Origin of the sequence: Amycolatopsis sp. NPDC050768, from assembly GCF_040654155.1 — a bacterium.
GTDB lineage: Bacteria > Actinomycetota > Actinomycetes > Mycobacteriales > Pseudonocardiaceae > Amycolatopsis.
Genome location: NZ_JBFAHL010000008.1, coordinates 1 through 14,742, shown reverse-complemented (window position 1 = coordinate 14,742; position 14,742 = coordinate 1). Strand labels below are relative to the sequence as shown.

General features: G+C 69.8%; 14 protein-coding genes. 4 read left to right on the top strand and 10 right to left on the bottom strand.

All coding sequences use genetic code 11. The features are described from left to right. Positions 1 to 27: 27 nt before the first annotated feature. The gene (locus AB0H62_RS23730) at positions 28 to 756 is read left to right on the top strand and encodes a DUF4191 domain-containing protein (protein ID WP_285970186.1); all 729 of its coding nucleotides are present in this window, start codon (positions 28 to 30) and stop codon (positions 754 to 756) included. Between the two features lie 64 nt (positions 757 to 820). Here the strand turns inward: AB0H62_RS23730 and AB0H62_RS23725 are convergent, their stop codons facing one another. Further along, complete coding sequence (locus AB0H62_RS23725; protein WP_360588198.1) at positions 821 to 1,306, bottom strand: RDD family protein; 486 nt, start codon at positions 1,304 to 1,306, stop codon at positions 821 to 823. Positions 1,307 to 1,481: 175 nt separating this feature from the next. Between AB0H62_RS23725 and glnA the strand changes: the two genes are divergently transcribed. Continuing rightward, on the top strand, positions 1,482 to 2,906 hold the full coding sequence (glnA, locus tag AB0H62_RS23720) for a type I glutamate--ammonia ligase (protein WP_360588196.1): 1,425 nt from the start codon (positions 1,482 to 1,484) through the stop codon (positions 2,904 to 2,906). A 236-nt stretch (positions 2,907 to 3,142) separates the two neighbouring features. On the opposite strand, the gene AB0H62_RS23715 is transcribed toward glnA, so the two are convergent. Genes AB0H62_RS23715 through AB0H62_RS23705 form a run of 3 tightly spaced genes read right to left on the bottom strand, consistent with a single transcriptional unit; the run spans position 3,143 to position 6,712 of the window. Further along, a complete protein-coding gene (locus tag AB0H62_RS23715; RefSeq protein WP_220246556.1) occupies positions 3,143 to 5,314 on the bottom strand; it encodes a xanthine dehydrogenase family protein molybdopterin-binding subunit in 2,172 nt (723 codons plus the stop codon). Then, complete coding sequence (locus AB0H62_RS23710) at positions 5,311 to 6,273, bottom strand: xanthine dehydrogenase family protein subunit M (RefSeq protein ID WP_360588193.1); 963 nt, start codon at positions 6,271 to 6,273, stop codon at positions 5,311 to 5,313. The genes AB0H62_RS23715 and AB0H62_RS23710 overlap by 4 nt, the downstream gene beginning before the upstream one ends. Next, positions 6,260 to 6,712: a (2Fe-2S)-binding protein gene (locus AB0H62_RS23705; RefSeq protein WP_360588191.1), complete on the bottom strand. Its 453-nt coding sequence runs from the start codon at positions 6,710 to 6,712 to the stop codon at positions 6,260 to 6,262. Before AB0H62_RS23705 ends, AB0H62_RS23710 begins: the two co-directional genes overlap by 14 nt. Before the next feature lie 217 nt (positions 6,713 to 6,929). Between AB0H62_RS23705 and AB0H62_RS23700 the strand changes: the two genes are divergently transcribed. Further along, a complete protein-coding gene (locus tag AB0H62_RS23700) occupies positions 6,930 to 7,496 on the top strand; it encodes a TetR/AcrR family transcriptional regulator (protein ID WP_220246553.1) in 567 nt (188 codons plus the stop codon). Between the two features lie 67 nt (positions 7,497 to 7,563). Here the strand turns inward: AB0H62_RS23700 and AB0H62_RS23695 are convergent, their stop codons facing one another. The 6 genes from AB0H62_RS23695 to AB0H62_RS23670 all read right to left on the bottom strand — a co-directional run bounded on the left by AB0H62_RS23695 (position 7,564) and on the right by AB0H62_RS23670 (position 14,076). Continuing rightward, positions 7,564 to 8,196: a class I SAM-dependent methyltransferase gene (locus tag AB0H62_RS23695; protein WP_360588189.1), complete on the bottom strand. Its 633-nt coding sequence runs from the start codon at positions 8,194 to 8,196 to the stop codon at positions 7,564 to 7,566. After that, on the bottom strand, positions 8,193 to 8,624 hold the full coding sequence (locus AB0H62_RS23690; protein ID WP_360588187.1) for an acyl-CoA thioesterase: 432 nt from the start codon (positions 8,622 to 8,624) through the stop codon (positions 8,193 to 8,195). The genes AB0H62_RS23695 and AB0H62_RS23690 overlap by 4 nt, the downstream gene beginning before the upstream one ends. A gap of 21 nt (positions 8,625 to 8,645) precedes the next feature. Beyond that, entirely contained in the window at positions 8,646 to 11,621 is a 2,976-nt protein-coding gene (locus AB0H62_RS23685) for a bifunctional [glutamine synthetase] adenylyltransferase/[glutamine synthetase]-adenylyl-L-tyrosine phosphorylase (RefSeq protein WP_360588185.1), read from the bottom strand. Positions 11,622 to 11,676: 55 nt separating this feature from the next. Next, complete coding sequence (locus tag AB0H62_RS23680; protein WP_220246549.1) at positions 11,677 to 12,807, bottom strand: inorganic phosphate transporter; 1,131 nt, start codon at positions 12,805 to 12,807, stop codon at positions 11,677 to 11,679. Between the two features lie 94 nt (positions 12,808 to 12,901). Then, entirely contained in the window at positions 12,902 to 13,651 is a 750-nt protein-coding gene (locus AB0H62_RS23675) for a type 1 glutamine amidotransferase (protein WP_220246548.1), read from the bottom strand. Then, on the bottom strand, positions 13,648 to 14,076 hold the full coding sequence (locus AB0H62_RS23670) for a rhodanese-like domain-containing protein (RefSeq protein ID WP_220246547.1): 429 nt from the start codon (positions 14,074 to 14,076) through the stop codon (positions 13,648 to 13,650). The genes AB0H62_RS23675 and AB0H62_RS23670 overlap by 4 nt, the downstream gene beginning before the upstream one ends. A gap of 125 nt (positions 14,077 to 14,201) precedes the next feature. Here AB0H62_RS23670 and AB0H62_RS23665 point away from each other — a divergent pair, with 125 nt between their 5' ends. Beyond that, positions 14,202 to 14,645 carry an Lrp/AsnC family transcriptional regulator gene (locus AB0H62_RS23665; RefSeq protein WP_360588622.1) on the top strand — a complete coding sequence of 148 codons (444 nt, stop codon included), beginning with the start codon at positions 14,202 to 14,204 and terminating at the stop codon, positions 14,643 to 14,645. Positions 14,646 to 14,742 lie beyond the last annotated feature (97 nt).

Genomic DNA, 14,742 nt, shown 5'->3' with positions numbered 1-14,742 from the left:
CAGGGCACGCGGCCGTATCCTGGTCAGATGGCGGGAAAGCAGGACAAGGAAGCGGCCAAGCTGGCCAAGCAGGAGAAGCGCGCGGCCGGCAAGGCGCGGCGCGGGCAGCTCTTCGAGGCGTTCAAGATGCAACGCCGCGAAGACCCGATGCTGATTCCTTGGATGGCCGGCTCGATCGTGGTCGTCGCGGGCGTCCTGTTCGGTGTCGGGTTCATCTTCAACGTGCAGTGGGCGCTGCTCCCGCTGGGCATCGTGCTGGGCGTGCTGCTCGCGGTGATCATCTTCGGCCGCCGCGTGCAGAAGACCGTGTACACGAAGGCCGACGGCCAGCCCGGCGCCGGTGCGTGGGCGCTGGAGAACATGCGCGGCAGCTGGCGCGTGACGCCGACCGTCGCCGCGACCACGCAGCTTGACGCCGTGCACCGCGTGCTCGGCGCGCCCGGCGTGATCCTCGTGGCCGAGGGCGCGCCGCACCGCGTGAAGGCGCTGCTCTCGCAGGAGAAGAAGCGCGTGTCGCGCCTGATCGGCGACACCCCGATCTACGACTACACCATCGGCAACGGCGAGAACGAGATCCCGCTCAAGAAGCTGCAGAGCACGCTGATGAAGCTGCCGCGCAACCTCAAGCCGCCGCAGGTCGACGCACTCGAGGCCAAGCTCGCGGCGCTCGGCAACCGCGGCGCGGCGATGCCGAAGGGCCCGATGCCCGCCGGCGCGAAGATGCGCAACGTGCAGCGGACGATCCGCCGTCGCTGACCCTCTTACCGCTGAAAAGGCCTCCCGCTCGTACTGAGCAGGAGGCCTTTTTGTTCGGGGACGGTCAGCGCATCCGGATCACGACGGTGCCGGTCACGCGGTCGAGCCAGCTGCGGCCGTCGGTGTTGCGGACGAGGGCGGGCACGATCACGACCGTCAGCACCATCCGCACCACCGCGCGCCAGGGGCCGACCATCGAGGCGCCGTCGAGTCGCGCGACGCGCACGCCCACGGCGCCCATGCCCGGCGTGAAGCCGAAGAACATCGCCGGCACGGTCGTGATGACGGCCCAGACGACGCCGGCCCACCAGTTGAACGTTTGCATCGCGGCGACGTCCTGCAGGTCGTATCGCACGAACAGCGTGGTGATCAGGCCCGCGAGCACCAGGTCGATGACCAGGGCCAGCAGGCGCGGACCGAAGCCGGCGACGGAGCCGACGCCGGATTCGGGCAGACCGAACGTTTCACCGGGCCATTTCGACGCGGTTCGGTTTTCCGACCCCGGACCGCTGCCGGTCCCGGGGAGCCATTCGCCAGTCCATCTCGCCACCCGTCCAGGGTATGCCGGTGGCGCGCGCCACATCTGCCCTGGTCGGATGGCGCGTGTCACGCCACCCGTTAACGTGTGTGAAACATACGGGTGACGGTCGGGCAACACCGCACTCTTAGCGTGAGCCGAAGAGAGTACTGCCGAGCGAGCTCGATCGAAGAAGGAGTCACCGAGGGTGCCCACTACTCCAGACGACATCCAGCGCCTGATCGCCGACGAGAAGGTGGAGTCCATCGACGTCAGGTTCTGCGACCTGCCGGGCGTGATGCAGCACTTCACGGTGCCCGCGAAGGCCTTCGACCTCGAAGCCTACGAGGACGGCCTCGCCTTCGACGGCTCGTCCGTCCGCGGCTTCCAGTCGATCCACGAGTCCGACATGCTGCTGCTGCCGGACCCCGAGACCGCGCGCATCGACCCGTTCCGCAAGGCGAAGACGCTCTCGCTGAACTTCTTCGTGCACGACCCGTTCACGCGTGAGGCGTACAGCCGCGACCCGCGCAACATCGCGCGCAAGGCCGAGCAGTACATCGCCGAGTACGGCGTGGCCGACAACGTGTACTTCGGCCCGGAGGCGGAGTTCTACATCTTCGACTCCGTGCGCTTCGACTCGGCCGAGCACGCGTCGTTCCACGAGATCGACTCGGTCGAGGGCTGGTGGAACACCGGCACCGACGAGCCGGGCGGCAACCAGGGCTACAAGACGAAGTTCAAGGGCGGCTACTTCCCCGTCCCGCCGGTCGACCACTTCGCCGACCTGCGTGACGACATCGTCCGCCAGCTGCAGGGCTCCGGCTTCGAGATCGAGCGCGCGCACCACGAGGTGGGCACCGCCGGCCAGACGGAGATCAACTACAAGTTCAACACGCTGCTGCACGCTGCCGACGACCTGCAGCTGTTCAAGTACATCGTGAAGAACACCGTGTTCGCCGCCGGCAAGACCGCGACGTTCATGCCGAAGCCGCTCGCCGGCGACAACGGCTCGGGCATGCACTGCCACCAGTCGCTGTGGAAGGACGGCCAGCCGCTGTTCCACGACGAGTCCGGCTACGCGGGCCTGTCCGACACGGCGCGCCACTACATCGGCGGCCTGCTCAAGCACGCGCCGAGCCTGCTGGCCTTCACGAACCCGACGGTGAACTCGTACCACCGTCTCGTGCCGGGCTTCGAGGCCCCGGTTTCGCTGGTGTACTCGCAGCGCAACCGTTCGGCGTGTGTCCGCATCCCCATCACGGGCAACAACCCGAAGGCCAAGCGCGCCGAGTTCCGCTGCCCGGACTCGTCGGGCAACCCGTACCTGGCCTTCTCCGCGATGATGATGGCCGGCCTCGACGGCATCAAGAACAAGATCGAGCCGGCGGAGCCCATCGACAAGGACCTCTACGAGCTCCCGCCCGAGGAGGCCAAGAACGTCAAGCTCGTCCCCGGCGACCTCGGCACGGTCCTCGACACCCTGGAAGCCGACCACGACTTCCTGCTCGAGGGCGGTGTCTTCACGCCCGACGTGATCGACACCTGGATCTCCTACAAGCGCGAGAACGAAATCGACCCGCTGCGGCTGCGTCCGCACCCGTACGAGTTCTCGCTCTACTACGACGTGTGATCGGCCGGCCGTGAACTGACGGCCAAGTGAGACGCGGGGCGGCGGTCGAGGGAATACCTCGGCCGCCGTCCCGATTTTTGTGTTCGCCGCCAAGCACTGTGTTACGTGCGGGCCCCCGGCCTGTTCTGCATCAATCTGCATTGCGTTGGTCGGACCGCTGGACGAGCTGCAAACGGGACGGCGGCCGAGGGGAAACCCCGGCCGCCGTCCCGATTTTCACACCCCCGCCGAAAAGCTCAGTCCACCAGCAGGTCCTCCACCATGATCGGGATGTGGCGGACCCGTACGCCGGTCGCGTTGTAGATGGCGTTGGCGATGGCGGCGGCGACGCCGACGGTGGCGATTTCGCCGATACCGCGGGCGCCGACGGCGTTGTGAAAGGTGTCGGGGTACTGGACGAAGTGGACGTCGATGTCGGGGATATCGGCGTTGACCGGCAGGAGGTAGCTCGCGAAGTCGCCCGTGGCGAAGCGGCCCCAGGTGTCCAGCTCGAGAGCCTCGTGCAGCGCCGCGGAGACGCCCCAGATCATGCCGCCCTTGATTTGGCTGCGGGCGAGCTTGTCGTTGATGATGCGGCCGCCGTCGAAGACGCCCAGGAGGCGCGAGACGCGGGCCTCGCCGGTGAGGCGGTGGACGCGGACCTCGCAGAACTGGGCGCCGAACGAGCTGAACGAGTGTTTGGTCAGCTCCTCGCCCGGCGCCGAGGAACCCGTGGCGGACAAGGAATCCTGGCCGACGGCGCGGAGCAGTGAGCCGAAGGGCATGGTGTCGGTGTCGCCGTGGATGTGGCCGTCGGCGTAGGTCACCTCTTGGCCCGCGAACGGGGCGCCCGGCGCGGAAGCCAGAGCCAGCAGCGCGTCGAGGACCTCGCTCGCCGCGAGCATGATCGCGGTGCCGACGCTGGCCGTCGCCGTGGAGCCGCCGGACATGCCGCCCGGGGGGAGCTTGGAGTCGCCCAGCCGAGGGGTGATCCGGGACGGCACGAGGTCCAGCGATTCCGCGCCGACCGACGACATCACGTTCAGCAGGCCCGTTCCCGGGTCGGCGCCGCTGGTGGCGACCTCGGCGGTGCCGTCCGCGTGGAGGGTGATGCCGACCGTCGCGGGGAAGCGCAGGGCGGGGAACATCGCCGTCGCCATGCCGACGCCGACCAGCCAGTCGCCGTCGACGCGGCCCTGCGGCCGCGGAGACCAGCCGAACTCGCGCGCGCCGACGGCGAAGCACTCGTCGAGGTGCTTGCTCGACCACTGCAGGTCCTTGCCGGGCGGGGCGAGCGAGCTGTTGCGCATGCGCAGCTCGATCGGGTCCATGCCCAGCGCCACGGCCAGCTCGTCCATCGCGCTCTCCAGCGCGAACGAGCCCGGCGCCTCGCCCGGCGCGCGCATGAACGTGGTCGGCGGGATGTTGAGCGGCACCATCTTCTGGCTGATGGACAGGTTCTTCGTGGCGTACCACTCGCGCGAGGTGCCGTGCGACGTCGGCTCCACGAACGACCGGTCCATCGCCGTGCTCGACCACGAGTCGTGGCGCAGGCCGAGGATCGTGCCGTCGGCGTCGGCGCCGATGGTGACCTTCTGCAGCGTCGCGGCTCGCGTGGCCGTCGCCGTGAAGACCTGCTCGCGCGTCAGCGCCGCCTTCACCGGCCGGCCCAGCTCCTTCGCCGCCGCGGCCGCGAGGAACGCGGGCGTGGACGTGCGCCCCTTGCCGCCGAACGCGCCGCCGACGTAGGGGTTGATGACGTGCACGGCCGAGACGTCGAGGGCGAGCGCGCCGGCGAGCTCCATGGCGATGAGGTTGCTGCCCTGGTTGCCGGTGTAGACCGTGAGCTCGCCGTCGCCCCACACCGCGACGGCCGAGTGCGGCTCCATCGCGGCGTGGTTCTGCGTGGCCGTGCGATAAGCGTGGTCCACCACGAACGGCGCGGCGGCGAATACGTCCTCAATGGACTCGACGTCGTCGGCCAGCACCTCGATCTGCGGCGGGTTCCCGCGCGACTCCGGCGCGTCCTCGGCCGAGGCGAGCCCTTCGTCGAACGAAACCAGCGCCGGTTTTTCGTCGTACGTGACGTCCACCAGCATCGCCGCGTCGCGCGCCTGCTCGAACGACTCCGCGACGACGAACCCGATCGGCTGCCCGTAGTAGTCGACGTCGGTGTTGCGCAGTGGCACCCAGGTCTCGCCCATGATCGGCGACACCGGCGGCGTGCGCAGGTCCAGCCGGTCGAACGGCGTGTAGACGGCGAGGACGCCCGGCGCTTCCTTCGCCGCGTCGGAGTCCATGCTCTCGACCTGGCCGTGGGCCACGGTGCTGACCACGACGTAGCCGTAGGCCATGCCCGGGAAGTTGTGGTCCATCGCGTACTTCGCGCGCCCGGTGACCTTCAACGGCGCGTCGAGCCTGTCGGTCATCGACGGCTCCCTTCGGTCAGCTCCAGCAGCGCGCGCACGACGGTGCGCTTCACCAGGGACACCTTGAACGAGTTGAACGCCAGCGGCCGCGCGCCTTCCGCGGCCAGAGAAGCTGCCTGCTCGAACGATTCCTGCGTGACAGGCTTGCCCCGCAACGCTTCCTCCACCGCCGTGAGCCGCCACGGCACGGTCGCCACCCCGCCGACGGCCACCCGTGCGTCGGCGATCACGCCGTCGCGCACGTCCAGCGCAACCGCGGCCGACGCGAGCGCGAACTCGTACGACTGGCGGTCGCGAACCTTGACGTAGGTGGAGTTCTCCGCCCAGTCCAGCCGCGGCACGCGCACCTCGGTGATCAGCTCGCCGGGGCGCAGGTCGTTCTCGACGTCCGGCGTTTCGCCTGGTGTGCGGTAGAAATCGGTGAGCTTCACCGTGCGCTTGCCGGTCTTGCCGGTGAGTTCCACCTCGGCGTCCAGCGCGACGAGCGCCACCGCGACGTCGCTGGCGTGTGTCGCCACGCAGGAGTCGCTGGTGCCGAGGATCGCGTGCATCCGGTTGACGCCCGCCAGCGCGGAGCAGCCGCTGCCCGGGTCGCGCCGGTTGCACGGCATGGTGACGTCGCGGAAGTACGAGCACCGCGTGCGCTGCATCAGGTTGCCGCCGATGCTGGCCATGTTCCGCAACTGCTGCGAAGCACTCAGCAGCAGCGCGCGCGAGATCGCCGGGTACACGCCAGGGTGCGCGGCGATGTCGCCCATCCGTTCCAGGGCCCCGAAACGCAGGCCATCGGTGGTGTCGATGCCGCGCAGCGGGAGGTCGTTGATGTCCAGCACCCGCTGCGGGGTGAGGACGTCGAGCTTCATCAGGTCGACGAGCGTAGTGCCGCCGGCGAGGAAGGTTCCGGACGCGTCGAGCGCGTCTTCGACGGTGGTGGGCGCGGTCAGCTCAAACGGTCGCATCGGCCCGCCTCGCCTGCTCGACCGCGGCCACGATGTTCGGGTACGCCGAACAGCGGCACAGGTTGCCGGACATGAACTCGCGGACGTCCGTGACGTCGTCGCGCACGGCGGCGACGGCCGACATCACCTGCCCGGAGGTGCAGAAGCCGCACTGCAACGCGTCCTGGTCCACGAACGCCTGTTGCACGGGATGCAATCCATCCTCAGTGGACAGACCTTCGACCGTGGTGACCGGCCGGCGCACGGTAGCCGCGAGGGTGAGGCACGAGAGCACGGGTTTGCCGTCGACGTGCACGGTGCAGGCGCCGCACTGACCGCGGTCACAGCCCTTCTTGGGGCCGGTCACGTCGAGCCGTTCACGCAGCGCGTCGAGCAGTGTGACGCCGGGGTCGACGGCGAGCTGTTCGACTCGCCCGTTGATTTCGAGGGAGATGTCCACTGGAACTCTTTCCCGCAGGATGGGGTTGTGGTGGGAGAAGCCGGCCACTCGGAACGCGAGCGCCGGGTAGGCTAGCGGATAGTCATCCGCTCAAGCTCGCGTTTCCGAGGTTATCGGATTACTATCCGCTTCGCAACGAGGTGCAGGTCCTGGAGCTGCTCCAAGCCCTGCACTACAGTCCTGAGCAGGGGAGACGCCGCTTGGAACGGGAGGAACGATGTCGACGGGATCGGTCAGCCCGCGACGCGCGGACACCCGGCGCAACCACGAGCGCATCCTCGCCGTCGCGGCCCAGTCGCTCGCGTGCTCGGGCCAGGTCTCGTTCAACGCCATCGCGAAGCAGGCCGAAGTCGGCGTCGGCACCGTCTACCGCCACTTTCCGACCGCGGCCGACCTCATCCTCGCCGTGTACGAGCGGGAGGTGTGCCAGCTCGTCAACGTCGTGCCGACGCTGCTGGAGCGGTGCCCGCCGGAGCAAGCGTTCCGGGTCTGGGCGCGCGAGCACCTCGCGCACTACCTGATCACCAAACGCGGCCTCGCCACGGCCCTGCGCGCGGCCTCGAGCAGCGCCCAACTGCCGGCCCACGCGTACAAATCCCTGGTCGACGCCCTCGACACCCTGCTGAAGGCCAATATCGCCGCCGGCACCGTCCGCCCGGACATCTCGGTGGACACGGTGATGCGCGCCATGGCGGGCTTGCTGCTGCTCAGCCCGGACGAGGACTGGAAGGCGGCCACGGAAAGCCTGGTGGACTTCGTGTGGCGAGGGATGCGCGCGGACTGACGGCCGAGCTCAACGTCCGCAAATCCGCGGTGCCGGCCGTAGCCGCGCCAAGCGAGGCACGCGTCAACTATTGGGAATGACCGGCCCGCGCGATGACCACGCCGCCGGGGACGCGAGCGTCCGGGTCGAAGAGGGTTTCCGATTCGATGGTGAAGCCGGCGGCGCGCAGGAAGGTCGACATGGTGGCGGGGCGGCGGCGATGGATGTGGACGTGCATGGGGTGGCCGCCGTAGCCCGAGGTCTTGCACGTGGTCGTGTCGCCGACGTGGAAGCCCGCGAGGACCACGCCGCCGGGGTGGAGGGCGCGGTGGAAATGCGCCAGAACCGTCGGCAGGGCGGCGTCGGGGAGGTGGATGAGGGACCAGAAGGCGAGGATGCCGCCCAACGAATCGGTCGGGACGGGAAGGTCCGTCATCGAGCCGACGGCGAAGGGGACGCCGGCGTGGGTGCGGCGGGCGACGGCGATCATCTCGGGTGAGAGGTCGAGGCCGAAGGCGTCGACGCCGAGGGAGCGCAGGTGGGCGGTGACCCAGCCCGGGCCGCAACCGACGTCGGCGACGCGGCCGTCGGTGAGTTCCGCGAAGAGGCCCAGCAAGGAGCGCAAGTGCGGCTTGCCGGCGAGGGCGTCGCGCAGTTGGGCCGCGTAGCTGGGGGTGACAGTGTCGTAGGAGGCACGGATCTCCGACAGCCAGGATGTCACTGCTCCCCCGTCGACAGGACCTTGAGGTTCAGGCCGGCGCGTTCGAAGCGTCCGCGGGGGTCGTCGACAAGGCGGCGGGCCTCCAGGTCCATCAGGCCCACCGTGCAGGTGATCTCGGCCGAGAGGGTGCCGTCGAGTTTGAGGATGCGGGAGGTCATCCAGAAGACCTTGCCGTCGCCGAAGCGGGCGTCGCAGGTGACGTCGACAGTGTCGCCGCCGCGGAGTTCGCGGCGGTAGACGATGTGGGACTCCAGCAGGACCGGCGCGAGGTTTTCCTCGCGCAGCCGGGAATCGCCCGCGGATTCGAAGAGTTCGATGCGCGAGACCTCGCCGTAGGAGTGGTAGACGGCGTGGTTGAGGTGGCCCAGCGAGTCGAGCTCGTAGTGGCGCACCTTGATGCGGGTGCGGAACGGTTCGCGATCGGTCACGTGCCCCACTCTAGGTAAAAGCTAGTTCTCGTAGAACAGCTCCTCGACCACGGCGTGCGCGCGGCGCGTGACGCGGCGATAGGTGTCGAGGAACTCGCCCGGGTCGTCGTCCACGGTGTAGCCGAACACGCGCGCCACGGCGGCCAGGTCGCGGCCCGAGCCGGGCACCTCGTCGACGGCCTTGCCGCGCACGAGCATCCCGGCGTTGCGCACGCGCGTGGCCAGCAGCCACGCCTCGCGCAGGTAGTCGACCGACTCCGCGGGCGCCAGACCCGTTTCCGCGAGCGCCGTCAAAGCGTCGAGCGTCGACGTGGTGCGCAGGCTCGGCTGCTCGTGCGCGTGCTGCAACTGCAACAGCTGCACGGTCCACTCGACGTCGGCCAGCCCGCCGCGGCCGAGCTTCGTGTGGCGCGTCGGGTCGGCGCCGCGGGGCAGGCGCTCGGTTTCCACGCGCGCTTTGATGCGGCGGATCTCGCGGGCCTTCGTCGCGTCCAGGCCGCCCGCGGGGTAGCGGACGGGGTCGATCATCGTGATGAACCGCTCGCCCAGCTCCTCGTCGCCGGCGATGAACCGCGCGCGCAGCAGCGCCTGTGCCTCCCAGACCTCGCCCCAGCGCTGGTAGTACGCGCGATACGAGTCCAATGTCCGGACCAACGGCCCGCTGCGTCCCTCCGGCCGAAGGTCCGCGTCGACGACCAGCGCCGGATCCGAACTCGGCGCGCCCAGCATCTTGCGCACGGTCTCAGCCACCGACGAAGCGAACTTCACCGCGTCGGAGTCCGACACACCTTCCGCGGGCTCGCAGACGAACAGCACGTCGGCATCCGAGCCGTAGCCCAGCTCCGCGCCACCGAGCCGGCCCATGCCGATCACGGCGACGGTCGCCGGCGTGCGTCCCAGCTCCGCCTGCCGCTGCCGGTACGCTGCGGCCAGCGCACCCTGCAGCACGGCGACCCACACACTCGACAGCGCCTCGCACACGGCCGGAACGTCCAGCAGCCCCAGCAGATCCGCACACGCCACGCGCAGCAACTCGTGCCGCCGCAACGAACGCGCTGCCGCCACCGCCGCGTTCAACCCGGGCTGACGCCGGACGGCCGCCCGCAACGATGTCGCCACCTCGGCCGGCTTGCGCCCCGTCAGTCGAGCCGGTTCTCCCAGCAGCTGAAGCACTTCCGGCGCACGCACGAGCAGGTCGGGCACCAGCTTCGAGGTGCCCAGCAGGAACGCGAGCCGCTCCACCACCGTGCCCTCGTCGCGCAGCACGCGCAGGTACCACGGCGTGTCCTCCAGCGCCTCGGACACCTTCCGGTACGACAGCAGACCGCCGTCGGGATCCGGTGTGTCGGCGAGGAAATCGAGCAGCACGGGCAGCAGTGCCTGCTGGATCGCCGCGCGTCGCGAGACGCCCGAAGTCAGCGCCTTGATGTGCTGTAGCGCGCCCTCCGGCGCCGCGTAACCCAAGGCCGCGAGCCGGCTCGCGGCCTGCTTTGTCGTGAGCCGCAACGCTTCCGTCGGCACGTTCGCCACCGACTGCAGCAGCGGCCGGTAGAAGACCTTCTCGTGCAGCCGCCGGATGCCCTGCGCGTGGCGGCGGAACTCGGCGAGCAGCTCCTGGCCCTGGCTGCGCCCTCGCACCGCACGAATCCCGCACGCGCGCGCGAGGATGCGCAGCTCGTCGGTGTCGTTCGACTCCGGGAACAGGTGCGTGCGCCGCAGCCGGCGCAGCTGCAGCCGGTGCTCGACGGTGCGCAGGAACTCATACGAAGTCCCCATTTCGGCCGAGTCCGCGCGCCCGACGTACCCGCCCTCGCCCAGCGCCGCCAGTGCCTCCATTGTGGACGGTGAGCGCAGCTCAGGGTCCACGCGCCCGTGCACGAGCTGCAGCAGCTGCACGGCGAACTCGACGTCACGCAGCCCGCCGCGGCCCAGCTTCAGCTCGCGCTCGGCGTGCTCCGCGGAGACGTGGTCCTCCACGCGCCGGCGCATCTGCTGCACCTCGGTCACGAAGTTCTCGCGGTCGGCAGCCGCCCACACCATGGGCGCGACCATCTCCGCGTATTCCTCGCCCAGCCCGGCGTCACCCGCGACTGGGCGCGCTTTGAGCAGCGCCTGGTACTCCCAGGTCTTCGCCCACTTCTGGTAGTACGCCGTGTGCCCCTCGAGCGTGCGCACGAGCGCGCCGCTCTTGCCCTCCGGCCGCAGCGCCGCGTCGACCTCGAAACACGCCTTGCCGACCACCCGCATCATCGTGCTGGCCAGCCGCGTCGCCACGCCGAGGTCGCCGGCGCCGACGAAGATCACGTCGACGTCGCTCACGTAGTTGAGCTCGCGCCCGCCGGTCTTGCCCATCGCGATCACGGCCAGCGCGCCCTCGGCGCTCGCCCCGACCTCCTGCTCGGCCACGGCGAGGCCCGCCTTCAGCGCGGCCTCGGCCAGAAGCGTCAGCTGGTGGGTGATGTCCTTGAACGACGGGTGGTCGAGCCCCTCCTCCACGAGGTGCCCGAGGTCGACGGCCGCGATGCCGAGCAGCAGCCGCCGGTACCCCGTCCGCAGCGCCTGCTCCGCGGCCAGACCGGTGACGTACGTGCCGTCGTCCTGGCGCACGTCGTCGAGAAGCCGGTCGGCGAACTGCTCGGGCACGGTGCAGCGGTGGTCGGCGAGGCAGTGCCACTCGCCGGGGTTGGCGGCGAGGAAGTCGCCGAGCGCGGTGGACGTGCCGAGCACCCCGAGCAGGCGGCCGCGAAACGTCCGGTTGTCGCGCAGTGCGCGGTCCAGCTCGGGCCACACACCTTCGTCGGCTTCGCGGATGCGGTCGAGGCCCTGCAACGCGAGGTCCTGGTCGGCGGCGCGCGAGAGAGCCGCGAGCACGTCGGCGGTGCCCTCGACCGGTCCCGCGGCGTCCCACCAGCCCGCCGCACGCAACTGGGCGTCGGCCTTGTCGTCGGTGAAGCCGTACCGGGCCGCCGATGCGGCCGTCCGCGCGCGCTCTGCCATCTCGTTCACCGTAGCCGGATCCAGGTCTGCTGAGCAGGCAGGCACGCGTCCACTTTCAGGCGGCGAGGCGGTCGGGTTCCGTGTCGGCGGCCGAGGGCTCCGGCACCTGGAAGCTGTGCGCGGTGATGGGCCGGCGGCGCGAGAGCACGTAGATGCCGACGCCGATAGCGATGCCCACGACGCCGACGCCGATGGTCCCCGCCGTACCGAGTGACGCGAGCTTCCCCGCGGCCGCGCCGACGAGGGCGGCCGCGGGCAGTGTGAACAGCCAGGCCACGACCATGCGTCCGGCCATCCGCCAGCGCACCGGCGCCTCGCGACGGCCGACACCCGAGCCGACGATCCCGCCGGAGCACACGTGCGTGGTCGAGAGCGGGAAGCCGAAGTGCGACGACAGCAGGATCACGGCGGCGCTGCTCGTCTGCGCGGCGAAGCCCTGCGGGCCCTCGATGTCGGTAAGGCCCTTGCCGAGCGTGTGCGTGATGCGCCAGCCGCCGAGGTACGTGCCGAGCGCGAGGGCCGACGCCGCGCTGATGATCACCCAGATCGGCGGCGCCGAGCCCGCGGGCAGTCCGCCGGCGCTGACCAGCGTCAGGGTGATCACGCCCATGGTCTTCTGGGCGTCGTTGGTGCCGTGCGCGAGGGAGACGAGCGACGCGGACAAGATCTGGCCGACGCGGAAGCCGCGTCCGCCGCGCCTGCGGACGAACAGCTTGTAGACCAGGTACGTGAAGCCGGCCGCCACCAGGCCGGCGATGATCGGCGACGCGGCGGCCGGCACGAGGACCTTGTCCACGATCTTGCCGAAGTGCACCGAGTCGGCGCCCGCCGAAACCCAGGTGGCGCCGATGAGGCCGCCGAACAGCGCGTGCGACGAACTCGACGGCAGGCCGACGTACCAGGTGACGAGGTTCCAGACGATCGCCCCGATCAGCCCGCCGAAGACGATCGACGGTCCGATCTTGGTGTCGTCGACGAGGCCGCTGGAGATCGTCTTCGCGACCTCCACCGACAGGAACGCCCCGGCGAGGTTCAGCACCGCCGAGATGGCTACCGCGACCCGCGGTTTGAGCGCGCCCGTGGCGATGGAGGTAGCCATCGCGTTGGCCGTGTCGTGGAAGCCGTTGGTGAAATCGAAGACGAGGGCCGTGCCGATGACGACGACGACCACTAGCGAGGGATCCACCCCGGTCCTCCATACCTACGGGAGCATCTCTCGCAAGGTACCTGACCGATCGAGTGAATCGTCAACGCTGCGTTAGTGATCCGTGCATCATCCGTTAAGCGAGCGGCAATGTGTGTTGACTCTCCGCCGCCGCGTCGAGCTCCCCGGCGGCCAATCGAACGAACCGGTGCGCGAACGGCCGCCAGGTCTCGGCGATGTCCGCGTGCACAGAGATCAGCTTCTCCGGCGTGAGCGCCCCCGGACGGGTGAGTTCCGCCATCTCAGGCTCCTCCTCCGCCCAGCGGCGCACGAGGTCCGGCGTCGTCTCGATGTGGAACTGCACGCCGTAGACGCAGCGGCGCAGGCGGAAGGCCTGGTTCTGGTAGAGCGGCGCGGACGCGAGCAGCTCGGCGCCGGGCGGGAGGCGCTTGATCACGTCGTTGTGGAACTGGATCACGTCCTGCATCAGCGGCAGGTCGGCGAACAGCGGGTCGGTCCAGGCGGCGTCCTTCTTGGAGACGAGCGCGGGGCCGACCTCAGGCCCGTCCTCACCGACCACGACCTGGCCGCCGGTGGCCGCGGCGAGCAGCTGCGCGCCGAGGCAGATGCCGAGCGTCGGGAGCTGCCTGCCGGTGGCCTGGCCGAGCAACTTGCGGACGTCGGCGAGCCACGGGTGGCGCTCGTCGTCCAGGGCGCCCATACCGCCGCCGAGGCAGACGACGCCCGCGTAGCCGTCGAGGTCGGCGGGCAGCTCGTGCTCCGGTGGGTTTCGGACCTCGAGCTCGGCGCCGGCCTCGGTCAGCCAGTCACCGAGCGGGCCGAGGGGGTCGCCGACGTCGGGTTGGATGATCAGCAGACGTGTCACCTCTCCAGGGTACGGAGTGGGCTGAGGTGCGCGGTCTCGGTGGGGTAGCCGGCGTTCTGCCACGTGGTGATGCCGCCGGAGAGACGCTTCGCGGTGAAGCCGAGGGCGGACAGGCGGAGCGCGCCTTGGGTGGCGGCGTTGCAGTGGATGCTTTCGCAGTAGCAGACGTAGACGAGATTCTTGTCGAAGTCGCGGGTGCTGTCCTCGGTGATGTTCTTGTAGGGCAGGTGGATGGCGCCGGGGATGCGTGCTCTTGCGTAGGCCTCGGCCCCGCGGGTCTCGGCCAGGACGTACCCGTCGGTGCGGCCCTCGGCGAGGTCTTCGGCCAGGTCGACGGGGTCGACCTCGAAGCCGAGCTCGCGCCCGAAGTAGGTGACGGCTTGGTTGGGTGCCGGGGTCTCGAACTGGAGGATGCGCGGTTTCATGGGGTCGATCGTGGCTGGGCGCGGGGTGTTCGCCACAGAGCCGAACCCTGGTGATCGGGTTGGTTAGCCTGGGATTTCCTTGTTCGGGCCGCGCTCTGCCGGGAGTTTGTTCTGTGAACCATTTCGTGGACCTCGACACCGTCGACTGGCAGCTGATCGAGCTCCTGCAGTCCGACGGCCGCCTCACGTTCTCCGAACTCGGGCGGCGGGTGTCGCTGTCCGCCCCCGCCGTGACGGAACGCGTGCGCCGGCTCGAGCAGCGCGGCGTGATCACGGGTTACGTCGCTCGCATCGACGCGTCCAAGCTGGGCCTGCCGATCGAGGCGATGGTCCGCGTGCGTGTCCGCAGCCTCGACGGCCCGCGGTTCCGCTCGACGATCCTGCCGCTGCCGGAGGTTGCCTCCGCCGACCACATCACGGGCGACGAATGCTGGCTGCTGCGCGTGCGCTGCCGTTCGACGGGCGAGCTGGAGACCTTCGTGGAGCGCGCCCAGCGCTACGGCGAGACGACGACTTCGCTGGTCTTCTCGTCTCCCGTGGTGAGCCGGCCGATCACCCGCCCAAGCTGAGCCGGCGGTCGAAAAGGTGCGGAAATAGAGTTAGGCCCCGGGAGAACCGTGAAGATTCTCAACCGGGGCCTAACCCTGACATTTAGTTCGGCGGCGT

Bases quoted from the DNA above. Each gene is read 5' to 3' on its own strand.
- AB0H62_RS23730 (WP_285970186.1), top strand. From the start codon at position 28: ATGGCGGGAAAGCAGGACAAGGAAGCGGCCAAGCTGGCCAAGCAGGAG.
- AB0H62_RS23715 (WP_220246556.1), bottom strand. From the start codon at position 5,314: ATGACCGACAGGCTCGACGCGCCGTTGAAGGTCACCGGGCGCGCGAAG.
- AB0H62_RS23710 (WP_360588193.1), bottom strand. From the start codon at position 6,273: ATGCGACCGTTTGAGCTGACCGCGCCCACCACCGTCGAAGACGCGCTC.
- AB0H62_RS23700 (WP_220246553.1), top strand. From the start codon at position 6,930: ATGTCGACGGGATCGGTCAGCCCGCGACGCGCGGACACCCGGCGCAAC.
- AB0H62_RS23685 (WP_360588185.1), bottom strand. From the start codon at position 11,621: ATGGCAGAGCGCGCGCGGACGGCCGCATCGGCGGCCCGGTACGGCTTC.
- AB0H62_RS23670 (WP_220246547.1), bottom strand. From the start codon at position 14,076: ATGAAACCGCGCATCCTCCAGTTCGAGACCCCGGCACCCAACCAAGCC.